Consider the following 26,070-nt stretch of genomic DNA (forward strand, 5'->3'; position numbering starts at 1 on the left):
ATTGCCGCCCTCATACTAGTTTGATTCGGAGTGCTGACGTTGACCGACCTCATCGACACTACGGAGATGTATCTGCGGACAATCCTCGATCTTGAGGAGGAGGGCATTGTTCCTCTGCGGGCCCGTATCGCCGAGCGCCTGGAGCATTCAGGGCCCACTGTCTCCCAGACTGTGGCGCGGATGGAGCGAGATGGCCTGCTGGTGCTCAATGCCTCACGTCAGCTCGAACTCACCGAGAAGGGGCGCAATCTGGCGGTGCAGGTCATGCGCAAGCACCGCCTGGCAGAGCGATTGCTCTCTGATGTGATCGGCCTGGAGTGGCCCTATATCCACGAGGAAGCCTGCCGCTGGGAGCACGTGATGAGCGAGCGGGTGGAGCGTCGGCTGCTGGAGATCCTCGAGGATCCGGTGGTCTCCCCGTACGGCAATCCCATTCCCGGTCTGGAGAAGCTGGGAATGGATTACTCCTCGGCTGCTGCGTTGGCGCGTACTACCCTGCGTCAGGCGGCAGAACAGTACGACGCCGGGGCAGGGGTCTCCTCCTGGAAGGTGCAGCGTCTGGCGGAGTCCATTCAAGTCGAACCAGAGGTCCTGGAGCAGCTCCTGGAGGTCGGTCTGCGCCCCGGTGCCAGGGTCGAGGTCGGTGGGCTGAGTGCTGCATATGCGCTGCTGACTGTGCTCGATGACACCGAGGGAACCTTCGAAGTGGAACTGCCCCTGGAAGTCGCTCAGCACATCTTCGTGCAGGAAATCACCGCGTCCTGACCCTCCCGTCTCAGACGCTGGTGGCGCGTATCGGGGCGTGTCGCGGCGGGAAATGGGCTGATGAGGCCCTTTTGTGAATGTGACACATCTGTGACAAACTTGCTCGGTCTCGCGGCCATCTTGTGATAATCCGCGGAATTCCAGGCCAGAAGGCGAGGATTTCCGGGATAACCCAAGGGTTGCACCAGCCAAGGTCACGCTTACCGTGACCTGAGCGTGACATTTATATCAATCTGTTATAAAGTCATCGACGTGCCCGGGGCAGATGTCCGAAATGCCCCAGGCGCCTCGGATCGGCGAAATCCCTGCAGCCGATCAGAGAGAGTTCGCAAACTACCGCATGGCAGGGGGCGGGAACCGCGGTCGGTTAACGACCTGGAACCAGCAGCATCCCGGCTGCCCGTTCCACACCGGCGGACCCGCCGAACCAGGGAGAGGTTTCAGAAGAAGTGACAGAGAACAACACGATCGCCTCGCGCCGTGAGCGCCGCGCTCGCAACACCCTTGCCCGCGCCGTGGCCTCTAACGCAGGTACCGCAGGTCGCACCGCGGCTGTTGCCCTTGCTGCTTCCGGCCTGGTGATCACCTCCGGCGTGGCGGCAAATGCATCCGCTGAGGGCTCCAGCCAGGAAGGCCGCGAGGTCACCACCCTCCAGGTCAACGCTTCCGAGCTGGCTGTGGAGCGCACCAGCAACTCTGCACCGGTGGCCGTCACTGCCTCCCACGAAGTGGACCTGGCATTCGACCGCCCGGTGGTCTCCACCAGCCCCGCATCTGAGCCGGTACAGGCTCAGGCTCCTGTAGCCACTGAGGCAGCCGTGACCCCGGCAGCTCAGCAGGCACCCGCTCAGCAGAGCACCCAGACTTACAGCCAGACCGCAGAGCAGGCTCCCGCCCAGCAGCAGTCGCAGGCACCGGCCCAGCAGAGCCAGCAGGCACCTGCTCAGCAGTCCCAGTCCACCGGCGCAACCGCGGCTTCCAGCAGCGAAGCCACCTCCGCACCGGCAGAGGCTCCCTCCGGTGGCAGCAGCTCTGTGGCCAGCGCTGCCTACGCAGGTGTTGGCACTCCCTACGCCTACGGCGGTACCACCACCGCAGGCTTCGACTGCTCCGGCTTCGTCAACTGGGCTTACGCCCGTGCAGGTCAGGGCGGCATCCCCCGCACTACCCACGGCATGATGGCCAGCCTGCCCCGCGTCTCCACCCCGCAGCCCGGCGACATCGTCATCGCCAATGGCCAGGCACACGCCGGCATCTACGTCGGCAACGGTCAGGTCATCTCCGCCACTGTTTCCGGTGGCGTGCGTCTGCACGGCGCTCATGAGGGCTGGCACCAGGTGACCGCTTACCTGCGGCCCGGCGGCTGATCCTTAAGCCAACAAGATGTCCATAGCAGTGGGGCGTGATCCATCTGGGTCACGCCCCACTGCTATATCTGCACAACTCCCCGCGCTACCGTGGGGATATAGTGATCTCTGGTAGAGAAACGCAGTATGACCTTCTTCCCCGATACCGTCCGGGAGGACTGATATGCGGACGCTGGTGCTCAATGCAGGCTATGAGCCGCTGAGCGTAGTGACATCGCGGCGTGCCGCGGTGCTGGTGATGCGAGGTAAGGCCAGCATGCTCGCCGAGGATGGTCAGCCCATCCTCTCTCCTTCCACGTTGATGCCACGGCCAGCAGTGATCCTGCTCCACCAGTACGTGCGTGTTGCCCGACGTCGACCCAGCGCCCCCTCCAGGCGAGGAATTCTTCGCCGTGATGGGCGCCAGTGCGCATATTGCGGCAAGGCCGCCGCTACTGTGGACCATGTCATTCCCAAATCCCGCGGCGGGGATTCCGGCTGGGAGAACCTGGTGGCCTGTTGCGGTCCGTGTAACGTGCGGAAAGGGGATAAGACCCTGGAGCAGCTGGGCTGGCGGCTGAACATCACGCCGCAGGCGCCCCCGCACCACATGTGGTTGCCGCAGGAGCTTGATGCCCCGCACGAGGCATGGATGCCGTTCCTTGACCATGCGACGGCATAGCGTCCTCACATGAGAAGAGAAAGTGAACTAATGAGTGAACCGCAGCAGAACGAAGAACCGCAGAGCGCCCCGGAGACAGTTGATGAATCTCTCCAGCTGTGGATCCAAGAGCTGGCCCATCACCTGGAGATCGAAGACATCAGTATTGATGCGGCCGCTGTGACAACGCTGGCGGAACAGGCCCGCGATGCCGTCAACGGTGATGCCGGGGCCGTGACCACTTTCCTGGTGGGTTATGTCTCCGGACTTGCAGAAGCCTCTGGGCAGGCAGATTTTGAGACTGCTTCCCGCGCCGCTACTCGCGTGGCGGAACGGTTACTGCAGCGCCGAAGCAACGCAGTCGGATAAGAATCCTCAACACTATTGGCGTATGGGCCTTAGTAGCGTAGTCTGAGGAATGACACGTCATTGCTTCATCAGTCAGTGGCTATATAAAGATCTCCGTTTCCGCCTGGCCAGGGGGAAACGGGTGAGCATCGTGATTTATCGATGCGCTCAAAGAAACACAGTAAGGAAATATCATGGCCACTGGCACCGTCAAATGGTTCAACGCTGAGAAGGGCTACGGGTTCATTGCACCCGCAGACGGCTCAGACGACGTTTTCGTGCACTTCAGCGCGATCACTTCTTCCGGCTTCCGTTCCCTCGAGGAGAACCAGCAGGTTGAGTTCGAGACCGCCCGCGGCCCCAAGGGTCTGCAGGCTGAGAACGTCACCCCGCTGTAAACAGCTTGAGGGTTCGATGATCTGAACCCCTAAAAACCGGTCCTTCCCTCCAGATCTCTGGGGGAGGGGCCGGTTTTTTCATGCCCTCTGGGCCTGCTCAGCAGGTTCAGCAGTGGTGTGCATATGCTGGGGGCGGAACAGCAATAGCCGACAGCGAGAAGGGGCCACATATGAGAATCGATGAGGCGGGAGCTGAGGCTATCGAGCTGCGCAGCGGTAACCTGCTGATCCCTATTGTGGGAATGGTCATCGGTCTCGGCGGTGCCCTGTTTTGCGGGTTCGTGGCATTCGTCCTCGTCTCAGCGCAGTCCTCAAGGCCGGGAGAGTCCGGCGCGTGGTGGGCTGTGCTACTGCCCCTGGTGTTTCTGACCGTAGGCGTGTTCTTCGGTGCCTCATCGAAGCGCATCTATGTGACCTTGCGCCGCTACGGTCACAGCGAATGGCGGACTTCTCAGTTCTTCGGGCTGCGGCGCCATGAGGGAACCTTTGATGCCGCCGGCAGCCATCATGTGCTGCTTCATACCGATCTTCGGATTCGTAACCACGACAAAGGCACCACCCGGGAGCGGATTTCCACGATCCTGTTGAATACCCGCGCCGGTGAAGAGGTTGTACTGGCAAAGGAGAGCCGTTCGGGCTTCGGCGGACGGCAGCCGTTGCTGGCGGAAGCCGAACATATTGCGGGCTTCCTGCGCGTTCCGCTGCAGCGGTCTGGCTACGGTGCGCCCAAAGATTCGCCGTACAGCTGATGCGGTGGACCCCAGTCTGGACCTGTCACGCGGTCACGGGCCTGGCATCGGCGTGGCCGGTGGTGGGCACGTTCCCGCTGCTTAGTGATGTTCTCCGGTGCTGTAGGTGGGGTAGTCGGTGTACCCGCGCTCGCCGCCGATGTAGAACGTCGCTGGATCCGGCGCATTCTCCGGAAGCCCCTGCTGCCAGCGGCGCACGAGGTCAGGGTTGGCGATGACCGCCCGCCCCACCCCGACAGCCTCGGCAAGGTTCTGCTCAACCATGCTGAAAGCTTCTTCCCGACCGGTAGGCGCGGCGAAACCGGTATTAGCGATAAGAGGTGCGCCTGAGGCCTGCCGGATAGTCTGCACCAATGGGGCGGACGGCTCTGGATGAAGGACATCTACATGCGCCAGACGTAGTGGAGCCAATCCTTCTGCCAGCGCCTGGTAGGTGGCCAGGGCGTCGTCGTGATCCTCTTCCAAGGCGCCTTGGACATTGTGCTGCGGGGAGAGCCGGATCCCGGTGCGTTCTGAACCGATGGCTTCGGCGACCGCCGCAGCGATTTCCACGGCCAATCGGGCCCGGTTCTCTGCGGATCCGCCATAGCGGTCAGTGCGGGTGTTGCTGGCCGCAGCAGTGAATTGCTGAATGAGATAGCCGTTGGCCCCGTGAATCTGCACCCCGTCCATTCCTGCGGCTATGGCGTTCTGCGCGGCCTGGACAAACTGGTTGATCACCTCGCTGACCTCCTCGGTGCTCAGCGGATGCGGCACCGGAAGCGGCTGCTTGCCCTCGGGCGTGCGGATCTGGCCGGGAGCGGCAATCGCGCTGGGTGCTACTACTCGGCCAGTGAAGGAGATGGCCTCGTGCCCGATCCGGCCGCCGTGCATGATCTGCATGACGATCCTCCCGCCGCGCGCATGAACCGCCTCGGTGACCCGGCGCCAGCCGGCGACATGCTCAGCGGTTTCAATCCCGGGCTGGCCGATCCAGGTGCGGCCTTCTCCCACCGGCCAGGTGCCCTCGGTCACGATGAGCCCTACACCAGCCCGCTGCGCATAATGCTCCACCATCAGATCAGTGGGCACACCTTGCTCATCAGCCCGAATACGGGTCAGTGGGGCCATCACCAATCGATTGCGAAGCTCGATGGATCCCAAGCTGACCGGACTGAAGAACCTCTCGGAGGTGGGGTGGGGCATCAATCGTCCTTTCGCGCATATTCGCCAGCTAGTCCACCGGTGGCCAACCCCGGGCAGGCTTCGCGCATTCCTGCTGATCAATCCGACGTGTGGGCCGCGCTCCTCCAGAAATCTAAAATCTGGGTAAAAGCTGTCCTAAAACTTGGCAAAACCTGAAAAATCATCCTCTAGTCGTATGTTCTTCGCCTTCAGCCCCCGCTAGGTTGAACTCAGGGCTGCCAGAGAGGTGCGGCCGTGACTTGGAGAAGACGTCATGAAACACCGCCGTTTTTTGGCCGCGGGCGCCCCCGCTCTGCTGCTGATCGCCACCGCCTGCGGTGGGGCCGCATCCTCTGAGAGTGAGCTCACATGGGAGGACAGCCCCATGTCGGAGGTCTACGCCTCGCTCTTCGGCGATGACGACAGGACCCAGGAGGACTACGAGCGCGAAAGCGTCGACCAAGAGCGCCGCCTGGAGGAGCTCGTCGCCTCATGCATGGCAGATGAAGGCTTCGACTACACCCCGCGCCCGGTGGACAACGGGTCTTTCGCCGTCGTCGATGATGACTGGGGCAGCGAGGAATGGACCCAGCAGTACGGATACGGCATCACCACCCAGTACGGCATGGAGATCCCCGAAGAGGAAGCCGAGCAGTGGTCTGATCCCAACGAGGCCTATCTAGAAGCGATGTCCGACTCTGAGCGGATAGCGTATGAGGAGGCGATGTGGGGCCCTCCCATGGAGATCGATGAAGCCGACTGGGATGAAGAGGGCGATATGTCCTTCGACTACGACTGGGAGAGCGCCGGCTGCTACGGTGCCGCCCAGCATGAGGTCTACGAGTCCGGTTTCGAAGAAGATCAGGCCATGTGGGAGGACCCGGCCCTTGAGGAGTTCTTCGAAGCCTACGACCGGGCGTATCAGGAGGCGGAACGGGATCCACGCATTGTGGAACTCAATGGCGAGTGGTCCCAGTGCATGGAAGACGAGGGCTTCTCCGGACTGACGGACACCAGCTCCGCCTGGGATCTCATCCAGGACGAGTCCGACCGGATCTACACCGAGGCTGAGGAGCTCATCGACTGGGAATCCATCGACTGGGAAAACCTGCCTGATGGGACTGACCCCTATCAGGAGACCATGGAGGACCTGGGGCTCGCGGAGCTGCGTGAGCGTGAGATCAAGGTCGCTGTTGCCGACTACAGCTGCCAGCAGGAGCTGAACCTGGAATCCGAGCGGCTGAAGGTCATCTTTGAGTACGAAGAGACTTTCGTCGAAGATCACCAGTCTGAGATCGAGCAGCTGGTGGCCACGTTCGGGCAGGACGCATGAGCGGCGGCGAAAAGCCCGAGACACAGCGCGTGGGTTTCAGCGAGCTGATAAATCGCAGCCGCCGTGAGCGTAGGGGTCAGCACACTGATGAAGACACTACGCAGGAGTACGACCCGACAGCCATCCAAGCCGTCACCGAAGGACCGCAGCAGTATCCCGACGAGGAACTGCACGACGACGCCCCAGAAGGTATGGCTGATGTCAGTGTCCCCGAGCATGTGAAGCCCCCGCGGGCCAATCGGACGATCCTTTTGGTAGCAGTGGCGTCAGTTATCTCCCTGGTGGCTGGTTTCCTGCTGAGTCTGATGGTGGTCTCTCCCGCCCAGCGCGCAGCTGAGGCTGCACCTCCGCAGGCCGGCCCCATCACCGTTCCCGTGGAAGAGCGCCAGCTGGCCACAGATCTCACCCTGCGCGGTGACGCCCAGTACGATGACCCGGTATCCGTCAGCCTCGACGGCGGAGACGGGGGAGGCCCCGCAGTGGTGACTGGCCATGTCCCGGAAGTCGGCCAGGAGCTGAGCCCGGGGGACGTGCTGATCGAGATCACCGGCCGCCCCGTCATCGTGCTTCCTGGCGAGCTGCCGGCGTATCGTTCGCTGCGGATCGGCAGCGCTGGCCCCGATGTGGTCCAACTGCGCAGTGCCCTACTGGAACTGGGCTATGCCGCCGGGCACACCGCCTCAGATGTGTATGACTACGACCTCTCCCTGGCCGTCGAGGCCCTCTACTCCAACGCCGGCTACGCCCCACCGGAGCCTGAGGAAGGCGCCCGGGAGATGCTGAACGCCGCTCGTGAAGAGCTGCGATCCGCCCAGCAGACGCTGACCATCGCCCAGACCGACTACGAGCGGGCAGACAGCGATGACCGAACCATTGAACTAGCCGCCCGCGACGCCGCCGCGGCAGCCGCGCAGGATGCCAACGCGGCCGTGGACCGGGCCTGGCTGGAGACCCTCACCCCGCTTCCGCTGGATGAGCTGGTCTATGTGGATTCCCTGCCTCGCCGAGTAGATTCGGTCTCAGTTTCTCGCGGTGACACGGTCTCCGGCGATGCCATCACTATCTCCGGAGCGGAACTGCAGATCCTGGCCAGCGTCGCCGCTGCGGATGCTGCGCTGATTTCCGAGGACATGCAGGCCCTTCTGTCCGTGGGGGATCAGGAGATCTCCGCCTCGGTAGCCGAGGTGCGTCGTCGTACGTCAGGCTCTGATGACGGTGAAGGCGCCGGCACCGGGTCCTCCGGAGGCGATCGCATGGAAGTGGTGCTGGTCCCCGAAGAGCTCAGTGAAGAACAGCGCGCCCAGCTGGTGGGAACCAATGTCCGGGTCACTATCCCCATGGAATCCACCGGCGGGGAGGTCATGGTGGTGCCGGTCGCTGCGGTGACCGCCGGACCGGGCGGCGAAAGCCGAGTAGAGGTGCTGGGCGAAGGCGACGAGACTGACGTTGTCCGGGTCACCACCGGGCTCACCGCTGAAGGATACGTAGAGATCACCGCACAGGACCTGGCCCCCGGTGATCTTGTGGTGGTGGGACGGTGAACGCCACCCACCCGATTGACCTCGACGGGGCTGCCCCGACCTTCGTCGAGCCTGATGGCGATGAGCAGGCCGCATGGGAAGGTGCTGAATCGAACCCGCCTGTAGTAGACCCGCCTGTAGTGGATCTGGTGGAGGTCACCCGGTCGTTCCCCGGACCCCCGCCGGTCACCGCATTACACCCCACTTCGCTGCGGGTCCACCGCGGAGAGTACCTCTCCATTGTGGGCCCCTCGGGCTCGGGAAAATCCACTCTGCTGAACCTGCTGGGTCTCCTGGACCGCCCCAGCACCGGGGAGTACTGGCTGGACGGGCAGCCGGTGCACCGGACCACCGAGCGCGATCGGACCATGCTGCGCGGGGGACTCATTGGCTTCGTGTTTCAGTCTTTCCACCTGCTGCCGCACCGTACGGTCTTGGAGAACGTCCTGCTCTCCACAATGTATGCACCCGTGCCGCGGCGGGAACGACTGCGTCGGACCTATGACGCGCTGTGCCGAGTGGGCTTGGAGCACCGACTGGACTTCAAGCCCACCACGCTCTCCGGCGGTGAGCGCCAGCGTGTGGCTGTGGCCAGGGCGGTGGTGACCTCACCGCAGTTGCTGCTTGCCGATGAGCCCACCGGAAACCTGGACTCTGCCACCTCCGAAGAGGTGCTGAGCCTCTTTGATGAGCTGCACGCAGACGGGCTGACCCTGCTGGTGATCACCCACGACGACGAAGTCGCCCGGCGCGCGCAGCGCAGGGTGCGGATCACCGACGGTCGGCTCACGGAGCTGGAGCGGTGAGCCGGCGTTCCCGCAGAACTGCTGGGATGACTCCCGGCGCAGGATTCAGCATGGGGGATCTGCTACGCGAATCCGCTCACGGCATTGGTGCCCGGCCAGGGAAACTGGCGCTGACCATTCTGGGCACCGTGCTCGGTATTGCAGCGTTGGTGGTCACCATCGGCATGGCCCAGACCGGCGGCGGCCAGATTGCCCGCCAGTTCGACGCGGTGGCGGCTACTCAAGCGGTGGTGGAGCCCGGTACGGCCAACAGCCAGGGCGGCCAGACCCGACTGCGCTCTGCTCTGCCCTGGGATACCCCGGAGCGGCTGCAGCGGCTCAACGGCGTGGAGTCAGCGGTACTGATGGCCGAGGTGGATATTGATGACGCGATGATCACCTCTGTCCCGCTGATCGACCCCAGTGCTCCCGCGCAGGTCCAGCCGCCGGTACTGGCCAGTTCTCCGCAGCTGCTGGAGACCCTCCGCGGTCAGCTGCACACCGGCCGGATGTACGACGACGGCCATGATTCGCGTGCTGATCGGGTCGCGGTCCTGGGCTCGTTGGCCGCAGAGCGGCTAGGCATCAACCGGGTGGACACCCAGCCGGCCATCTTTATCGGAGAAGACGCCTACACGGTGATCGGCATCGTGGATGACGTGGCTCGTCGTCGTGATGTCCTCGATGCGGTATTGCTGCCGCTGGGGACCGCGCGTACCGAATTTGGGCTGGCTACCGCCAATCAGGCCCAGGTACGCATCGCCGTGGGCGCTGGGCCGCTGCTGGTGGAACAAGCACCCTTGGCGCTCTCCCCGAACTCACCGGAGAATATCAGCGTCCAGGCTCCGGTGCTGGGGTCCTCCCTGCGGGAGAACGTCCAGGGCGACATCAATGCGGTGTTCCTAGCCCTAGGTGCGGTGTCGCTGCTGGTGGGTGGGCTCGGGATCGCCAATGTGACACTGCTGGGAGTGATGGAGCGGGTCGGTGAGATTGGTCTTCGCAGAGCCCTGGGTGCCACACGCAGGCAGATCGCCGCACAGTTCATCGTGGAGTCAGTCACCATTGGTCTGCTCGGCGGGCTCATCGGTGCGGCTTTAGGGTCCTTCGCCGTGGTCGGCATCAGTGCAGCTCAGCAGTGGACTCCCATCTTGGATCTGGGCCTGGTTGCCGGCTCCGCAGCATTGGGGGGACTGATCGGGCTGGTGGCCGGAGCCTACCCCGCCTTGAAAGCGGCCTCGCTGGAGCCGGTGACGGCTCTGCGTGGTGGAATCTAGGCGCCATCGTCCGCATCCCGTCCTCGAAAACCCGGAGCAGGCTCCGTAGACTGGCCGCATCCGGGGGACGTCGATCACCGTGACGAGAGGAACGACCCGAGATGTTCGAACATCAAGAGGATGAGCCGATTCTGGTGCTGGATGAGGACCAGATCTGGAGCTTGCTAGAGGGTACCCAGCACGGACGGCTGGTGACAGTGGTCAACGGCAGGGCGGATATCTTCCCCATCAACTTCGCAGTACAGGACCGTACCCTGGTGTTCAGGACAGCCCCTGGAACCAAGCTGGCTGAAGTGGCAGTTGCCGAACAGGTGCTGATCGAGGCCGACGGGATTCTCTCTGACCAGGCGTGGTCGGTCATCGTGCGAGGCGAAGCTCACCGCTTGGAGACATCAGCGGAACTGGCCTCTGCTGAATCTCTTGGATTGGTCTCCTGGGTGCCCACGTATAAGGACCACTATGTCCGCATCACGCCCACCGAACTCAGCGGCCGGCATTTCCGTTTCGGTCCGCATCCTGAGCGCGAACTCGGTGAGGGCTCTGAGGGCGGGTGAAGCAGGCTTCGCTGCTTCGAGGCGGAGATGGACATGAAAGCCGCGGGGTGCGGGGGCGTCGTCGATCTGCGGTACCCATTTACGGGGCGCTGGCTGGTCCAGAACAGTCCCGCCAACCGAGTGCCCAGCCACGGGACAACGGTATTCGCCACCTCCTACGCGATCGACTTCGTACCGGTTGGTGATACCCACCGCACAGCCCCGGTGACCTTCGGGACACTTCTGCGTCCGGAACCGCCGGAGAAGTTCCCAGGATTCGGTCGCCCGGTCCTCGCTCCTGCCGACGGGGCCGTTGTCGCCGTTCATGACAGTGAACCCGACCATGCTGCCTACCGGGGCCTGCCTTCACTTCGCTACGCCTTGACCCAGTCGCGCCGAGCGGCCGCAGGTTGGACGGCCCTGGCCGGCAATTATGTGGTGCTGGAGAGCGGTGGTGCGTTCATTGTTCTCTGCCATCTTCAGCAGGGATCGGTGATGCCGAGTGCAGGGCAGAGGGTCCGGGCGGGTGAGCTGCTTGGTCGCTGCGGAAACTCAGGCAACAGCACAGAGCCGCATCTGCATATTCAAGCGATCAACACCCCTGATATCGAACGTGCCTCCGCGGTGCAGATGAGGTTCAAGGGGTCGTTGCCTCGCAACGGTCAGATCGTGGAGATCGGTGAGCAGGCGCGGGCCATCTGAGCAATGACCGCCATGATCGGGTATTCGTCGCGGGCGAGAGTCGGCAGGGCGGTGCCCCAGCGCAACAACGGATGGGGTCCGCCGAGACTCAACTCCGGTGATCCCATCCGTTGTTGCGCTGAAGGGCCGGAGAAGACCGATTTTTGCAACACGGGATGGGATTTCAGCTCAGAATCTTGGTGCCCCCGATTGGATTCGAACCAACGACCTACCCTTTAGGAGAGGGTTGCTCTATCCCCTGAGCTACGGAGGCGGGGGCGACGTCGCCGTCGCGGGTTCCATGGTAACGGTTAGGCCCGCCTAGCGGGACTTCTCGCGCCGCATCCGCACCGCATCGGCCAGCACCACCAGCACCACCGCCGCCCCCAGGACGATCAGCATGGCCCAGCTGATCTGGGTCAGCAGCGACGCGGTGCCCACCAAGCCCTCGGACGGCTCACTCTGCGCCAAAGCCTGGTCGATCAGAATGTTCTCAGTGATATCCACCACGGCGAAGACCGCAGCTGCCGCCACGGCTACCCAGCGGACGCGCCCTGGACCCAGCAGCAGACCCATGACCGCCCAGGTCGCCAAGAAGAAAGCCACCGGGAAGATCACTCCGGCGGTGATGTGCAGGAAGCTCAGCTGCCCGGCCGCGCTGTCCTCCATGACACTGCGCAGCTGCTGCAGATCCTCGGTGTCATAGCCGGTCAGCCGCGCATCAGGCATGGACAGGCCAGCGGCGAAATGACGCAGCTGAGGCATCGCGTAGAGGTGCAGGTAGCTGAACATGAACGCGGCAATCACCAGCAGCGCGTACACAAGAATCCGCGGCGAGGAGTACTCGCCTTCAGCGGCACGGTGGTTGGCTTCGGTGAGGAAACCATCCTTCATATCCTGCGGCCGGCGCTGCGGGGTCTGGGCTGCGCTCTGACCCTTGCGTTCAGCCTCACGAAAGGCCTTCAGGCCTCGGGCCGCGCGCTGATCTGGCTGCGGATTCATCCCCGAGGACGATTCCTGGCCGGAGGGATTGCCGCGGGTGCTCTTTCTGCGCTGGGACATAGCCCCATCTTCCCAGACCGCGCCCGCCGTCGTCGGCCTCACCTCCCAGCTGCACCTTATGCGCCTGACGCGAGAGCGGGTACCGATGACGTGCTGGGCACCGCAGCACTGTCAGGGGCGGCCCGTAGACTGGATGCACCATGGATTTTCTGTTCACCCCTCCCTCTGAACGAGCCGGCACCACGCCGCACAAAACCGCACAGCGCAGCGCCGGCACGTCTTCGTCAACCGGATGGGACGACGACGGCGCTGCGGTCCTGCAGAGCGCACCGGCGCGTCCCCAGCTGGATGCCACCGAGGGGTTGAACCCACAGCAGCAGCAGGCTGTCCTCCACCACGGCACCCCGCTGCTGATTGTGGCTGGGGCGGGCTCGGGGAAGACTCGGGTGCTGACCCGACGCATCGCTCACCTGCTTGCAACCGGCGCGGCCCGCCCGCATGAGATTCTCGCGATCACCTTTACCAATAAGGCCGCCCGGGAAATGAAGGACCGCATCGCAGATCTGGTAGGTCCTGCCGCCCAGCGCATGTGGATCTCCACTTTCCACTCCTCCTGCGTGCGCATCCTGCGCGCCGAGGCCGGCAATCTGGGTCGCAAGACCACCTTCACCATCTATGACGCAGCGGATTCTCTGCGGCTGATCACCAGCATTGCCAAAGCTCATGATCTGGACCCCAAGCGCTTCAACCCGCGCTCCATCAAGAACAAGATCTCCGCACTGAAGAACGAGCTCGTGGACGCCGAAGAGTTTCAGGCCAAGGCGCCCAACGAGCCCTTTAGCGAGGCCGTGGCGACCGTATTCCGGGAGTACACCCAGCGGCTGCGCGCAGCCAACGCCTATGACTTTGACGATCTGCTGGCAGAGACCGTCTACATGTTCGATGCCTTCCCCGCGATCCTGGACAACTACCGGCGCCGCTTCCGCCACGTGCTGGTGGATGAGTACCAGGACACCAACCACGCCCAGTACCGGCTGGTCCGCCAGCTCACCGCCCCCAACGATGAGGTGCAGACCCCACCGGCGGAACTGACCGTAGTGGGTGACTCGGATCAGTCCATCTACGCCTTCCGCGGCGCAGATATCCGCAACATTGTGGAGTTTGAGCGCGACTACCCTGAGGCCACCACGATCAAACTGGAGCAGAACTACCGTTCCACCCAGAACATCCTCGACGCTGCCAACGCGGTGATCTCCAAGAACCCCTCACGCACGGAGAAGAAGCTGTGGACCGAATCCGGAGAGGGCGCACCGGTCACGCTGCACGTGGCCGCCAGCGAGCACGATGAAGCCGAGTGGATCGCCCGCACCATCGACCGGCTCGGTGATGAACAAGGCATCCGTCCCGCTGACGTGGCCGTCTTCTACCGCACTAACGCCCAGTCCCGTTCCTTGGAAGAGCGGCTGATCACCCGCGGCATCCCCTACCGCGTTATCGGCGGCACCAGGTTCTACGACCGCAAGGAAATCAAGGACGCCCTGGGCTACCTGCACGTCATCAATAACCCCGACGACGACGTCAACCTGCGCCGCATCCTCAACGAGCCCAAACGCGGCATTGGTGAGCGCGCCGAGGGTGCAGTGGCAGCACTGGCCGCCCGGGAACGCACCACCTTCTTTGAGGCGCTGCGCCGAGCCGATGAGGCGCCGGCCATCGCCACCCGTTCGGTAAAAGCCATTGAGTCCTTTGTGCGGATGATGGACGACGTCGCCGCACTGGCTGCCGATCAGAAGCCCTCAGTGGTGCTGGAAGCGGTGCTGGAGCAATCAGGCATGATGCAGGCACTGCGTGAATCCAAAGACCTGCAGGATGAGTCCCGAGCAGATAACCTCGGCGAGCTTGTGGCGGTGATGAAGGAATACGAGTCCGGCACCGAAGCCCCCAGCCTGGCGGAGTTCTTGGAGCAGGTCTCGCTCATTGCTGATGCTGATGCCATCCCCTCCGCCGGGGACGCCGAATCCCAGCGCATCGCAGCCGAGCAGGGGCAGGTCACTTTGATGACGCTGCACACAGCTAAAGGACTGGAATTTCCTGTGGTCTTCCTCACAGGAATGGAGCACGGGGTCTTCCCGCACTCCCGTTCGATGGGGGACACCGAGCAGCTGGCCGAAGAGCGCCGGCTGGCCTACGTGGGACTCACCCGCGCGGAGAAGCAGCTGTTCCTCACCCGCGCTGAATCCCGGAGCCTCTGGGGTCAGCAGCAGTACAACCCGCCCAGCCAGTTCCTGGAGGAGATCCCGGCCCAGCTGCTGGAGCAGACCCCGGATTCTGCCAGCACATTCAGCCGCGGCCCCCGGTATCCAGACCGTGGATTCGGGTCCTCGCGCAGCACCGGCACCGGTAGCGGTTGGAGCTCAGAGCCATCTCTGATGTCAGATGTGTCCTTTACCCCGCCGCCGCGCAGCCAGCAGCGGACCCAGGTCAACCCTGGTCGTGAGATACCCGCGCTGAACCCCGGTGACCAGGTACGTCACGCCTCATTCGGGGTCGGAGAGGTCATCGCACTGGAAGGCACCGGGGATAAAACTGTGGCGAAGGTCAGTTTCAGCGGAACTGAGAAGCGCCTGCTCCTGCGATATGCTCCAGTTGAGAAGGTTGGGTAAGGGCATCACTGTGCCCCCAGCACTCGTAAGTTAAAGATGACTTCGACGCAGAAGGACACCACCCGTGGACCTGTATGAGTACCAGGCGCGCGATCTGTTTGAGGCGCACGGAGTTCCCGTGCTCGCCGGCATCGTGGCGCAGACCCCGGAAGAAGCCAAAGCGGCAGCTGAGCAGATCGGCGGCGTCGTCGTCGTTAAGGCTCAGGTGAAGGTGGGCGGACGCGGTAAGGCTGGCGGTGTGAAGCTCGCCAAGACCCCCGACGAGGCCTACGAGCACGCCCAGGCCATCCTCGGCATGGACATCAAGGGTCACACCGTGCACCGCGTGATGATCGCCCAGGGCGCCGATATTGCAGAGGAGTACTACTTCTCCATCCTGCTGGATCGCGCCAACCGCAACTACCTCGCCATGGCCTCCAAGGAGGGCGGCGTGGAGATCGAGCAGCTCGCGGTGGAAGCACCCGAGAAGCTCGTGCGCTACAACTTCGATCCCAACACCGGCATCGACGCCGCTGCTGCTGCTCAGATTGCTGAGCAGGCAGGCTTCTCCGCTGAGGAGGCCCCGGCTGTGGCTGATGTCTTCCAGCAGCTGTGGACCGTCTTCAAGGAAGAGGACGCCACCCTGGTGGAGGTCAACCCGCTGGTGAAGACCGGCGAGGGCAAGATCATCGCCCTCGACGGCAAGGTCACCGTGGACGAGAACGCTGACTTCCGTCAGACCGGCCACGCCGAGCTGGTGGACCAGTCCGCTGAGGACCCGCTGGAGGCCAAGGCCAAGGCCAACGACCTCAACTACGTCAAGCTCGACGGTCAGGTCGGCATCATCGGTAACGGCGCAGGCCTGGTCATGTCCACCCTGGACGTCGTCGCCTACGCCGGTGAGGCCCACGGCGGTGTGAAGCCAGCCAACTTCCTGGACATCGGAGGCGGCGCCTCCGCTGAGGTCATGGCCAACGGCCTGGACGTCATCCTCGGCGATGACCAGGTCAAGTCCGTGTTCGTCAACGTCTTCGGCGGCATCACCTCCTGCGACGCCGTGGCCAACGGCATCGTGAAGGCCCTGGAGATCCTGGGCGACGCTGCAACTAAGCCGCTCGTGGTCCGCCTCGACGGCAACAATGTGGAGGAAGGCCGCCGCATCCTGGCAGAGGCCAACCACCCGCTGGTCACCACCGCCGACACCATGGACGCCGGTGCCGATAAGGCTGCCGAGCTGGCCAACAAGTAAGGATTTAGAGAACAGACATGTCGATCTACCTGAACAAGGACTCCAAGGTCATCGTCCAGGGCATCACCGGCGGCGAGGGCACCAAGCACACCGCACTGATGCTGAAGGCTGGCACCAACATTGTGGGTGGCGTCAACGCCCGCAAGGCCGGTACCACTGTGGCTCACAAGGACAAGGACGGCAACGACGTCGAGCTCCCGGTCTTCGGTTCCGTCACCGAGGCCATGGAGAAGACCGGCGCGGATGTCTCCGTGGCCTTCGTCCCCCCGAAGTTCGCCAAGGACGCAGCCGTTGAGGCTATCGAGGCCGGCATCGGCCTGCTGGTGGTCATCACCGAGGGCATCCCGGTGCAGGACTCCGCTGAGTTCTACAACCTCTCGCTGACCAAGACCGGCCCCGACGGCAAGCCCGTCACTCGGATCATCGGCCCCAACTGCCCCGGCATCATCACCCCCGGTGAGGCGCTGGCAGGCATCACCCCGGCCAACATCACCAACAAGGGTCCCATCGGCCTGGTCTCCAAGTCCGGCACCCTGACCTACCAGATGATGTATGAACTGCGTGACATTGGGTTCTCCACCTCCATCGGTATCGGTGGCGACCCGGTCATCGGCACCACCCACATCGATGCGCTTGAGGCTTTCGAGGGTGACCCCGAGACCAAGGCCATCGTGATGATCGGTGAGATCGGCGGCGACGCTGAGGAGCGCGCAGCTGAGTACATCAAGAACAACGTCACCAAGCCGGTTGTCGGCTACGTGGCAGGTTTCACCGCTCCTGAGGGCAAGACCATGGGCCACGCAGGCGCCATCGTCTCCGGATCCTCCGGCACCGCTGAGGCCAAGAAGGAAGCCCTCGAGGCAGCCGGCGTGAAGGTGGGCAAGACCCCATCTGAGACCGCCGCCCTGCTGCGCGAGGTCTTCCAGGGCTGAACCGCCTGAAGATCTAACTGAGTAAGGCCCGTCTCCTGCATAGGGAGGCGGGCCTTACTCGTGGGCGAGGCTTGCGGCACACCGCTGCTGTGGTCTTGCTCGCTGGAGCCTGGCCGCCAGAGTGGTCGATTTGCTGCGCTTGCGAGCCGCGCAATGGCAGCGCATTGACCACTGCAGCTTCGGGTGCAGCTGTCCTGGGCGTAGCAGCCCTATGTTCGGTGAGCCTTGGGTGCGCGGTCAGCGGAAGGCTGCGCGCTATGCACCGGTGGCAACATCTAGGCCACGGTGACGCCCAGCACGGAGCCCAGGGCGTAGGTGATGGCTGCCGCGCCTAGGCCAATGGCCAGCTGGCGAAGGCCGCGCTTGAGTGGGGAGGCACCCGAGAGCAGGCCGACGACGGCGCCAGTGGCCATCAGTGCCAGTCCAACCAGTACCGTGGAGATCACTACCGCGCTAAGCCCTTCGGCACCTAAGAGGTAGGGCAGCACCGGGATGATCGCACCTACCGCGAAGAAGCAGAAACTGGAACCGGCAGCCGTCCAGGCTGAGCCCACGGCCTCATATTCGTCGGCGGCTTCCTCCGGGTTATGTGACATCTCCGGCCGGCAGTTGCACTCGAAGATGCCTAGGCGTTCAAGAGCGCGATGCTCGGCATCCTCGGGGCTGAGCCCCCTGGCTCGGTAGACCAGCACCAGCTCGTTATGGTCTAGGTCCAGATCCGGAGCGGCACGCAGGGTGGCCTGAGTCGGTCGTGTGGCATCCAGCAGCTCTCGCTGGCTGCGCACTGAGATGAACTCACCAGCCGCCATTGACAGCGCACCGGCCAGCAATCCTGCCACCCCAGAGAGCAGCACTACTGTGGCGGAAACGCCGGTGCCGCCCATGCCCATGATCAGCGCGAAATTGGAGACCAGGCCGTCATTGGCACCAAAGACAGCCGCGCGGAATCCGCCGGAGAGCTTCTCCCGACCGCGGGCGGCCAGGGCGCGGATAACCTCCTCATGGATCTCCTCATCAGCGGCCATCCCGCGGGTGGCATCCTCATCCCGGCTGTAGGGGGAGTCTCCCTCTGCGCGCTGAGCCAGCGCCAGAATAAACACCGAACCGAATATGCGCGCCAGCTGTCCCAGTAGCACACGGTGCAGGGACGGGGCAGGAAGGCGCTCGGCATGAGGTCCCAGCAGGTCACGCCAGTGCTGCTGATGGCGCTGCTCCGCCGCAGCTAAGCCCAGTAGGATCTGGCGTTCCTCGCCGTCTTTGCGACGTGCCAGGTCCTCATAGAGCTTGGCTTCAGCGATCTCATCGGCCAGATACTTGCGCCAGCGACGGATCTGTGTGGGCGAGGGCGCAGCAGGCCCGGAGGATTCTTCGGTCACTGCTCCATTCTTGCGGCATGACTGCCGCTCCGTCGGGTGTGACGATTCTTCAGCACCCCTAAGCCTTTGGCAGACCTAAACGAGGCGCCCCCCTGGCAGGTTCAGCCGCGGTAGGCGAAGTCCGCGAAGACTCGTGCCGCCGTCGGCGCCTCAACACCGGGGGCCAGGCCCACATAGCCAGGGGCCAAGTGGGCATCCGGGGATTCTGCGCCCTCCCAGCTGCGGCCCCCGCGAGCGCCGAAGGGCAGGTATCGTCCGCCGGCCCGGCGCAGCACCAGCTGACCGGCCGCCACATCCCAGGGGTTGGTCTTGCCTCCGGCGGCAACATCGGCCCACCCGGCAGCGGCATGGCAGAGCTCCAGGGCACCGGAGATCACCCGGCGAACGCTGGAATAGGTGGTCACCAATTCCGCGAATCCTTCCAACGCCTCGGTCCCGCGGCGGGCCAGCATCTCCGCGCCCGGGAAGCTGGTCACCAGGTTCAGCTGGTTCTCACGGCGAGGATCGCCGTCGGCGGCCAGCTTCGGGGTCGGCTTAAGCGCCTGCTCGGGCTGTTCCCTGGTCTGAAGATAGGCGGCGTCGTCGTCGGCGGAGAAGGTCAGCTCATTGACCGGGTCATACACCACACCGGCGATCACCTGGTCATCTAAGGCTGCGGCAATGGAGACGCTGAACATGGCGAAACCGTGGGCGAAATTGCTGGTCCCATCGATGGGGTCGATGATCCACTCCACCCGTCCGGAACCCTGTGCGCCACCTTCCTCGCCGGTGAAGCGGGAATCCGGTATCGCCTGGCTCAACAGCTGCACCAGCTGCTGTTCGGTCTGCTTGTCATAGATGGTGACCAGGTCATGGGCGCTGGTCTTGATATCAATATCCATCTGCGCCCGGAATGCCAGTCTCAGCGCAGGGCCTACGGCCCATGCTGCCTCTTTGGCGATGCCGCGCAGCTGCTGAGCACTGGGTAATTCTCCAGCACTGGGCAGTTCTGCGGCGCTAGCAACGTCGTCGGAGCTGGGGGAGGGGGCAATGGGCTGGGCGGCCGAGGTGTTTGATTCGCTCACAGTCACCCAGCCTAGTGCTGGAACTGTTGAGTAATCGGCGCGTGACAGAACTGCTCGCCGCCTGCTCCTAAAGACTAGTGCTGAGGTGACGACGACGGCCCCGCAACCAGTGGCTTCCGGCATTGCCAAAGAGCAAGGGCGGGCCTAGCATAGTTCGCATATGCAACTAAAATCGCGGTCGGATAGGACCCCATCAGCGCTGCCTGACGGTATGACCCGCCGAGACCTCGGCTGGGCGATCAGCGGCATCCTAGGAGTCTTCTTCGCCGCGATGATCTCCATGAACGTGGTGGTCACTGCGCTGCCGGTGATCGTGTCAGAACTTCACGGCACGCAGATCCAGTACTCCTGGGTGGTCACCGCGACCTTGCTGGCCAACGCCTCATCCACCCCGGTCTGGGGCAAGCTGGCGGACATGATGAGCAAGAAGACGCTCTTCCAAGTGGCCAATGTCATCTTCTTCCTCTCCTCGCTCACCGCCGGTTTCGCCCCGAATATGGAGACCCTCATCGGCGCCCGGTTCGTCCAGGGCATTGGGCTGGGCGGACTGACGGCACTGGCCATGGCCATCCTGGCCAGCATCGTCTCCCCGCGCGAACGCGGCCGCTACGCCGGATACTTCGGAGCCTGCCTGGCCACCGCGACCGCGCTTGGCCCGCTGGTGGGCGGTATCACCGTAGACACCCTGGGATGGCGCTGGTGCTTCTTTGTCGGGGTGCCGCTCTCCCTGATGGCGCTGGTGCTGGTGGGCTTCACCCTGCGCGTGCCGGTCCTGGGAGTCCGCGGCCGCATTGATTACTTAGGCGCCGTGGTGCTGGTGCTGACCTCAGGTGCACTGCTGATCTGGCTCTCCTTCGCCGGTACACCTGAGTTCTTTGACTGGATCTCCTGGGAATCAGCGTTGCTGCTGGCCCTGGCCATGGTGCTCCTGGCGTCCTTCGTCATGATCGAGCGCCGAGTATCAAACCCCATCATTCAACTGCGCATGCTGGTCTCCCGCACCACCTTGCTCGCGGCGCTGTCCTCGGCCTCCATTGCCGTATGCCTCTTCGGGATGCCCGCATTCCTGGGTCAGTACTTCCAGATTGGCCGAGGCCTAAGCCCTACTGAATCCGGCATGATGATCCTGCCACTGGTGCTGGGCAATCTGATCGGCACCATGACCACCGGCAGGCTGATCACCCGATATGGGCGCTGGAAGCCCTATATTGTGGCCGGTTCGCTCATCCTCACCTCCGGCATGTTCGGCCTGGCCACAGTGGACTCCGGCACGCCGTTCTGGTTTGTCCTGACCGTGCTGGTGGTTGTGGGACTGGGCTTTGGGGCGCAGATGCAGAACCTCATGCTGGCGGTGCAGAACACTGTGCAGGTCACCCGGGTGGGTCAGGCTAGTGCGCTGATCGCTTTCTTCCGGGTCTTCGGTGGGGCATCGGGAACCGCCATCCTGGGTTCGGTGATGGCGATGCAGGTGGTGGGAGTCTCCGTGGCGGAGGTCAACGGAACGGCTCCCTCGGCCACCTATGCGGACGCTAGTGGCACCATGTTCCTAGTGGCAGCTTGTCTGACCCTGCCCGCCGTCGTGCTGAATCTGATGATCAAAGAAGTCCCGCTGCGCACCACCATCTGAGCCCGGGATCCGCTGGACACTTCCGGGACATGCAGCACCGCTACTATGGACCACGATGACGACGCCGGAGAGGGCTGTGCCCGCTGAATCAGAGAGCCCCGAAGACCAAGGGCCTACTGAAGTACATCAGGATCTGACCGCACTGCGGGAGCACTACACGAACCCCCGGCGCAATCGGGCGATGAAGATCGAAGACCGCTGGCACCAGCTGCGGCTGAACCTGGCGTGCCGGAAGCAGCAGCACGTGACCATGCTGTCGCTGACCGGCTACGGATCACCGCGCTGGGTTCGAGTTTTCTCCCGCGTGGTGATGGCACCGGATACAGATTTTGAGAACGGCCGCCGCGTGGCCAAGGTCATTGCCGATGGCGTACGCGGCTGGAGGAACTTCGTCTCGGCCCCGGTGCCCTTCGCCGAGGTCACCGTGACTATCGCCGGGCGAAGCTACGAGGTCTCGGCCGACCGCGGCGGAATCGTGGATGTACAGGTTGACCTGGGCGAAGACCTTCTGGAACCGGGGTGGCAGGAAGTCCGGCTCGAAGCCGCCGGGGCTGAGGCCACCACCGCTGAAGTGCAGATCATCGGAGACGATGTCACCAGCGGTGTGATCTGCGATATTGATGACACCGTGGTGGTGACCAAGCTTCCACGGCCTTTCCTGGCGGCCTGGAACTCCTTTGTCCTCGATGAGCACGCCCGTACGCCCACCCCCGGTATGGCGGTAATGATGGAGCGGCTGCTGGGGGCTTCACCTGGTGCCCCGGTCATTTATGTGTCTACCGGCGCCTGGAATGTGGCCCAGACCCTGACCCGTTTCTTAACCCGTAACCTCTACCCCTTTGGACCGCTGCTGCTGACCGACTGGGGTCCGACTGAGGACCGCTGGTTCCGCTCCGGACAGCAGCATAAGGACGAACAGCTGGAGCGTTTGCACCGGGACTATCCGCAGATCAAATGGGTGCTGATCGGCGACGACGGCCAGCATGACCCGGTGATCTACGCTGATTTCGCCAGACGGCACCCCCAGGCGGTACAAGCTGTCATCATCCGGGAACTGACCTATTCCGAGGCGGTGCTGGCTGGTGGCCGTGCTGAGGCACCTGATGGTGAGGACCTTCTGAAAGCCACCAACGGCGGCGAGAACCCCCAGCGCGTCCAAACCGTGGGGCAGTATCAGATCCCGTGGATCTATGGGCCTGACGGCAAGGCGATCTCCGAACAGCTCTCCGAGCAGGGTCTGCTCGGGCCCTCGCGGCACTGAACTGGGAGTGCCAGCATCGATAGGCCCGCGGAGCGACGTCGCTGATGCAGGGTTTGCGGTTTTACCCGGGCTTCGGGGTTTTACCCGGCCGTATACGGGTAGGTAAACCGCATAAGCCCGGGTAAAACGCTGCGAGCGGAGTCACCACCGGCACGGCACTGGCCGGCTGGACTGGTGCGGGTGGCGGCTCGTTCGCCCGGCTGGACTGGCGCGGGCGGGGGTTCGTTCGGCCGGCCCGTTCTAGCCTGGAGTGTCGTTTTACCATCCCGTATTCGCATTACCGGCCCGTATACGGGGTGGTAAAGCGAATACGGGATGGTAAAGCGGTGCGGGGCGCGGTCGCCTCGGGGCGGCGGGGAGTGGCAGTCTCGGCACGCACGACTCGGCCCGCACGTTTCGGCTCGCCCGCTTCAGCGCGCGGGCGCGGGCAGCAAGGCGTGAGCGTCGCTGGCGCAACCCGGAACAGCGGACGGCGCAGGGGTAGCGCACTCCGGTGACCTGCATGGGGGTCCGGCCTTGACCGTTCCAGGCCCGCCCGATTTAGAATCCCGAGAGGAAGCCGCCGGTCAGGCGGTTCTGCTCCTCGATATAGCGCTTAGCGCGAGCGGCCTGCAGCCGTGAATTGACCTCCACGGCACGGGAGTAATGCCCGATGAGCTGATTGCAGATGGCCTCCCAGGTGCGGCCCTGCACTTCCGCGTGGGCCGCAGCGGAGAAGGATGCGCGGGCGTCGTCGTCGCCCACCAGATGTTCCACCGCCGAGCGCAGCCCGGGCAGATCACCGGGCTCATAGAGCCAGCCGGTGCGCCCCCGGTCCACCAGATCCAAAGGTCCACCGCGCCCCACCGCCACCACCGGGACGGCGGCGGCCATCGCCTCCTGAATGGTCTGGCAGAACGTTTCGGCCTCTCCCGGATGCACGAAGACATCCAAACTGGCCACATGGGCGCCCAGGTCATCCCCGGACTGGAAACCGGCGAAATAGGCATTGGGCAGCCGCCGCCGCAGGGAGGATTCCATTGGGCCGTTGCCGATGATCACCAGTCGAGTCCCGGGCAGTGAGTCCAGCACAGCGAGGTCCTCGATCTGCTTCTCCGCCGCCAGTCGGCCCACGAAGCCGATGAGCTTCTCACCATGCGGAGCAATCTGAGCCCGCAGCGACTCATCCCGGCGACCGGGGTTGAAGCGCTGCAGGTCCACGCCGCGCCGCCACGTCTTCAGGCGCTTGATGCCGCGCTCGCGCAGCTGGTTCTTGCAGAAGGAGCTCGGCACCAGAGTCAGCGTGGAGGCCTGGTGCATGCGCTGAACATGCTGCCAGAGCAGTTCCTCGGCCCAGGGCAACCGGTAGCGGGCGGCATAGGTCGGCACTTCGGTCTGGTAGATGGAGACCGTGGGCAGTCCCAGCGCGTCTGCGGCCTGGATGGCTCGCCAGCCCAGCACAAAGGGGGAAGCCACGTGCACGACGTCGGGCCGGATGTCCTCCAGAATATGGCGGATGCGCATCACGAACCCGGCCGCGACCCGGACCTTGGGATAATCCGGCAGTGGCAGCGATGGCACGCGGATCACCGGGAAACCATGGCAAAGCTCTGGCTGATCAGGGATTTCTTCTGCCAGGGGATTGGAGTCGAATAGGGAATCACTGGGCGCAATGACAGTGACCTGATCCCCGCGTCGGCGCAGATGCGCAAGAACATGCAGAACGGAGTTGGTCACTCCGTTCATATGGGGCAAGAAAGACTCAGCAACCACCACGACTTTCACGGTTTAAGAATAAGAGCTTCCGCTGATGAACAGTCGTGTCTGAGGTTGATTTCAGGTGAACACATTGTGAATCCTTCCTCGGGCTCCCGCTGCCGTACCTGCACCATCAGACTGGATGGGTTTTCGCCCGCTGGGGGAGTCAATCCGGGGGGCGGGGTCCACCAGCTGGCACCATGGAACCAATGAGCACTGCTGAGTCCCCTTCTCGCTTCCGGCTGCCCGCCCTGCCGCTGTGGCTCTTCGGCGTCTTCGAGGCGGTTCAGGCGGTGCTGGCCCTTGCGCTTCTGGTGACCGTGCCGGTGCTTGCTATGGCATTGGGCAGTGCCGGTGGAGGGTTCGACGGCGGGGCGGTCACCTCCTTGTCCGCCCAGGTGTGGCTGGTGCTCAACGCCTCGCCCCTGCTGCTCACCGAGGAGGGCGGCTGGTTCCGCCTGGTGCCTCTCGGGCTCACCCTGATCCCGTTCTATCTGGCGTGGCGGGCTGGCCGGCGGCTGGCGCAGGGCTCCTATCCAGACCAGCTCTGGCAAGGGCTGACCGGCTTCATCCTGGTCTATGCCGCCGCGGCCGGCGGTATTGCCCAGCTGGCTCAAGGGAGCACCATCACAGCCGCTCCGCCTGCCAGTGTGGCAGCGGCCGCCGCAGTGGCGGCCTTGGGCTCACTGTCTGGCTGCTACGCCGAGGCCCGCAGTGCAACGCGGATGATCGGGGTTGATCTCGAGGCCAAAGTGGAGGAACTTTCCCAGCACCTGAAATGGGCCGGAGCGTATCTGTGGGCGGTGCTGCGGGCCGGTGCGGTTGCCGCGGTTGCCGCCGTCGGACTCTCCGCCCTGCTGCTGGGGGGCTGGATCGGTTTCCGCTGGATGGATGTCGCCAATGCCTACCAGGCCATCGGCCCGGGGATCTGGGGGGCGGCTGGACTGACCTTGCTGCAGCTGGGAGCAGCGCCGAATATGGTTCTGTGGGCCCTTTCCTACTCCACCGGCGCCGGATTCTCGGTGGGCTCGGGGACGCATCTGTCGCCGTTCGCCGCTGAACTCGGGGCCGTGCCGGATGTGCCGGTGCTCGCTGTGCTGCCCGCTGAGGTCTATGCATATTCCTGGACGGTGTTGGGCGTGCCGCTGCTGGCCGGAGTGCTGGCCGGCTGGTGGCTGATGCGCGAAGGCGAGAATCATCTGGATGACTGGTTCGTGCTGCGCATCCGGTTCCGTCCGGTATCCCTGACGCTGTCCACGCTGACGCTTGGACTGCTGACCGGTCTGGTCACCGCTTTGCTTGCGGTGCTGCCGCTCTGGCTCTCGCATATTTCACTAGGGCTTGGGCGGATGAGTGACATCGGCCCGCACGCCCTGCTCGCTGCGGTGATGCTGGGCGGGTGGGTCGCTGCAGGAACGGTGCTGGGCTATCTCATCGCCCCGGCCACCAGCCTGAAGCGTCGTCGTCGCCTGGTACCTGATGAGGCGGAGACCAGCGAGGATGAGCAGGGACCTCCCCGCCGGTTCAAGAAACTCAAAAACGACGGCGCGGGCCCGGATCACGCACGCACCGATGACGAGTCAGAGAGCTTCACGGCTTCGAAGTAGCGCTAGCCAGTTGCTT

Annotated in this window: 23 protein-coding genes and 1 tRNA gene; 18 read left to right on the forward strand and 6 right to left on the reverse strand. The window is 63.9% G+C overall.

The annotated features are described in order from the left end of the window. The first annotated feature begins 39 nt into the window (after positions 1 to 39). From ABEA23_RS05790 to ABEA23_RS05815, 6 genes are all read left to right on the forward strand, one after another. A complete protein-coding gene (locus ABEA23_RS05790; RefSeq protein ID WP_345477121.1) occupies positions 40 to 765 on the forward strand; it encodes an iron-dependent transcriptional repressor DtxR in 726 nt (241 codons plus the stop codon). Between the two features lie 449 nt (positions 766 to 1,214). Then, positions 1,215 to 2,132, forward strand: a complete 918-nt coding sequence (locus ABEA23_RS05795) for a C40 family peptidase (protein ID WP_345477122.1) — start codon at positions 1,215 to 1,217, stop codon at positions 2,130 to 2,132. Positions 2,133 to 2,295: 163 nt separating this feature from the next. Continuing rightward, complete coding sequence (locus ABEA23_RS05800; protein WP_345477124.1) at positions 2,296 to 2,793, forward strand: HNH endonuclease; 498 nt, start codon at positions 2,296 to 2,298, stop codon at positions 2,791 to 2,793. A 30-nt stretch (positions 2,794 to 2,823) separates the two neighbouring features. Continuing rightward, positions 2,824 to 3,141, forward strand: a complete 318-nt coding sequence (locus ABEA23_RS05805; RefSeq protein WP_260073525.1) for a DUF6457 domain-containing protein — start codon at positions 2,824 to 2,826, stop codon at positions 3,139 to 3,141. Positions 3,142 to 3,314: 173 nt separating this feature from the next. After that, positions 3,315 to 3,518 carry a cold-shock protein gene (locus ABEA23_RS05810; RefSeq protein WP_044495052.1) on the forward strand — a complete coding sequence of 68 codons (204 nt, stop codon included), beginning with the start codon at positions 3,315 to 3,317 and terminating at the stop codon, positions 3,516 to 3,518. A 170-nt stretch (positions 3,519 to 3,688) separates the two neighbouring features. Beyond that, positions 3,689 to 4,267 (forward strand): hypothetical protein, encoded by a 579-nt coding sequence (locus tag ABEA23_RS05815; RefSeq protein ID WP_345477126.1) that lies wholly within the window; start codon positions 3,689 to 3,691, stop codon positions 4,265 to 4,267. Between the two features lie 81 nt (positions 4,268 to 4,348). On the opposite strand, the gene ABEA23_RS05820 is transcribed toward ABEA23_RS05815, so the two are convergent. Continuing rightward, positions 4,349 to 5,452 carry an alkene reductase gene (locus ABEA23_RS05820; protein WP_345477127.1) on the reverse strand — a complete coding sequence of 368 codons (1,104 nt, stop codon included), beginning with the start codon at positions 5,450 to 5,452 and terminating at the stop codon, positions 4,349 to 4,351. A gap of 253 nt (positions 5,453 to 5,705) precedes the next feature. Here ABEA23_RS05820 and ABEA23_RS05825 point away from each other — a divergent pair, with 253 nt between their 5' ends. The 6 genes from ABEA23_RS05825 to ABEA23_RS05850 all read left to right on the forward strand — a co-directional run bounded on the left by ABEA23_RS05825 (position 5,706) and on the right by ABEA23_RS05850 (position 11,578). Next, complete coding sequence (locus tag ABEA23_RS05825) at positions 5,706 to 6,764, forward strand: hypothetical protein (RefSeq protein WP_345477128.1); 1,059 nt, start codon at positions 5,706 to 5,708, stop codon at positions 6,762 to 6,764. After that, complete coding sequence (locus ABEA23_RS05830) at positions 6,761 to 8,305, forward strand: efflux RND transporter periplasmic adaptor subunit (RefSeq protein ID WP_345477129.1); 1,545 nt, start codon at positions 6,761 to 6,763, stop codon at positions 8,303 to 8,305. The genes ABEA23_RS05825 and ABEA23_RS05830 overlap by 4 nt, the downstream gene beginning before the upstream one ends. A gap of 119 nt (positions 8,306 to 8,424) precedes the next feature. After that, entirely contained in the window at positions 8,425 to 9,090 is a 666-nt protein-coding gene (locus tag ABEA23_RS05835; RefSeq protein ID WP_345478629.1) for an ABC transporter ATP-binding protein, read from the forward strand. A gap of 50 nt (positions 9,091 to 9,140) precedes the next feature. Continuing rightward, positions 9,141 to 10,343 carry an ABC transporter permease gene (locus tag ABEA23_RS05840; protein ID WP_345477130.1) on the forward strand — a complete coding sequence of 401 codons (1,203 nt, stop codon included), beginning with the start codon at positions 9,141 to 9,143 and terminating at the stop codon, positions 10,341 to 10,343. 101 nt (positions 10,344 to 10,444) lie between these two features. Then, a complete protein-coding gene (locus ABEA23_RS05845) occupies positions 10,445 to 10,897 on the forward strand; it encodes a pyridoxamine 5'-phosphate oxidase family protein (protein WP_345477132.1) in 453 nt (150 codons plus the stop codon). A gap of 27 nt (positions 10,898 to 10,924) precedes the next feature. Continuing rightward, positions 10,925 to 11,578: a M23 family metallopeptidase gene (locus ABEA23_RS05850; RefSeq protein WP_345477133.1), complete on the forward strand. Its 654-nt coding sequence runs from the start codon at positions 10,925 to 10,927 to the stop codon at positions 11,576 to 11,578. A gap of 177 nt (positions 11,579 to 11,755) precedes the next feature. On the opposite strand, the gene ABEA23_RS05855 is transcribed toward ABEA23_RS05850, so the two are convergent. Then, positions 11,756 to 11,831 (reverse strand) — tRNA-Arg (locus ABEA23_RS05855). 47 nt (positions 11,832 to 11,878) lie between these two features. After that, the gene (locus tag ABEA23_RS05860) at positions 11,879 to 12,619 is read right to left on the reverse strand and encodes a hypothetical protein (RefSeq protein WP_345477134.1); all 741 of its coding nucleotides are present in this window, start codon (positions 12,617 to 12,619) and stop codon (positions 11,879 to 11,881) included. A gap of 140 nt (positions 12,620 to 12,759) precedes the next feature. Between ABEA23_RS05860 and pcrA the strand changes: the two genes are divergently transcribed. From pcrA to sucD, 3 genes are all read left to right on the forward strand, one after another. After that, a complete protein-coding gene (gene pcrA / locus ABEA23_RS05865; protein WP_345477135.1) occupies positions 12,760 to 15,222 on the forward strand; it encodes a DNA helicase PcrA in 2,463 nt (820 codons plus the stop codon). A gap of 64 nt (positions 15,223 to 15,286) precedes the next feature. Then, positions 15,287 to 16,450: an ADP-forming succinate--CoA ligase subunit beta gene (gene sucC / locus ABEA23_RS05870; RefSeq protein WP_345477136.1), complete on the forward strand. Its 1,164-nt coding sequence runs from the start codon at positions 15,287 to 15,289 to the stop codon at positions 16,448 to 16,450. Between the two features lie 17 nt (positions 16,451 to 16,467). Further along, entirely contained in the window at positions 16,468 to 17,382 is a 915-nt protein-coding gene (gene sucD / locus ABEA23_RS05875) for a succinate--CoA ligase subunit alpha (protein ID WP_345477137.1), read from the forward strand. Between the two features lie 275 nt (positions 17,383 to 17,657). On the opposite strand, the gene ABEA23_RS05880 is transcribed toward sucD, so the two are convergent. After that, positions 17,658 to 18,758, reverse strand: a complete 1,101-nt coding sequence (locus ABEA23_RS05880; protein ID WP_345477138.1) for a VIT1/CCC1 transporter family protein — start codon at positions 18,756 to 18,758, stop codon at positions 17,658 to 17,660. 101 nt (positions 18,759 to 18,859) lie between these two features. Then, positions 18,860 to 19,822: an inositol monophosphatase family protein gene (locus ABEA23_RS05885; RefSeq protein ID WP_345477139.1), complete on the reverse strand. Its 963-nt coding sequence runs from the start codon at positions 19,820 to 19,822 to the stop codon at positions 18,860 to 18,862. Positions 19,823 to 20,033: 211 nt separating this feature from the next. On the opposite strand from ABEA23_RS05885, the gene ABEA23_RS05890 reads away from it, so the two are divergent. Then, a complete protein-coding gene (locus ABEA23_RS05890; RefSeq protein WP_345477141.1) occupies positions 20,034 to 21,449 on the forward strand; it encodes an MFS transporter in 1,416 nt (471 codons plus the stop codon). A gap of 55 nt (positions 21,450 to 21,504) precedes the next feature. Further along, positions 21,505 to 22,710, forward strand: a complete 1,206-nt coding sequence (locus ABEA23_RS05895; protein ID WP_345477142.1) for an App1 family protein phosphatidate phosphatase — start codon at positions 21,505 to 21,507, stop codon at positions 22,708 to 22,710. 540 nt (positions 22,711 to 23,250) lie between these two features. Here ABEA23_RS05895 and ABEA23_RS05900 read toward each other — a convergent pair. Beyond that, positions 23,251 to 24,474 carry a glycosyltransferase family 4 protein gene (locus ABEA23_RS05900; protein ID WP_345477143.1) on the reverse strand — a complete coding sequence of 408 codons (1,224 nt, stop codon included), beginning with the start codon at positions 24,472 to 24,474 and terminating at the stop codon, positions 23,251 to 23,253. Between the two features lie 182 nt (positions 24,475 to 24,656). Here ABEA23_RS05900 and ABEA23_RS05905 point away from each other — a divergent pair, with 182 nt between their 5' ends. After that, positions 24,657 to 26,054, forward strand: coding sequence for a cell division protein PerM (locus ABEA23_RS05905; protein ID WP_345477144.1), 1,398 nt, complete (start codon positions 24,657 to 24,659; stop codon positions 26,052 to 26,054). The last annotated feature ends 16 nt before the right edge of the window (positions 26,055 to 26,070 follow it).

It is taken from the genome of Nesterenkonia rhizosphaerae (genome assembly GCF_039544555.1).
GTDB lineage: Bacteria > Actinomycetota > Actinomycetes > Actinomycetales > Micrococcaceae > Nesterenkonia > Nesterenkonia rhizosphaerae.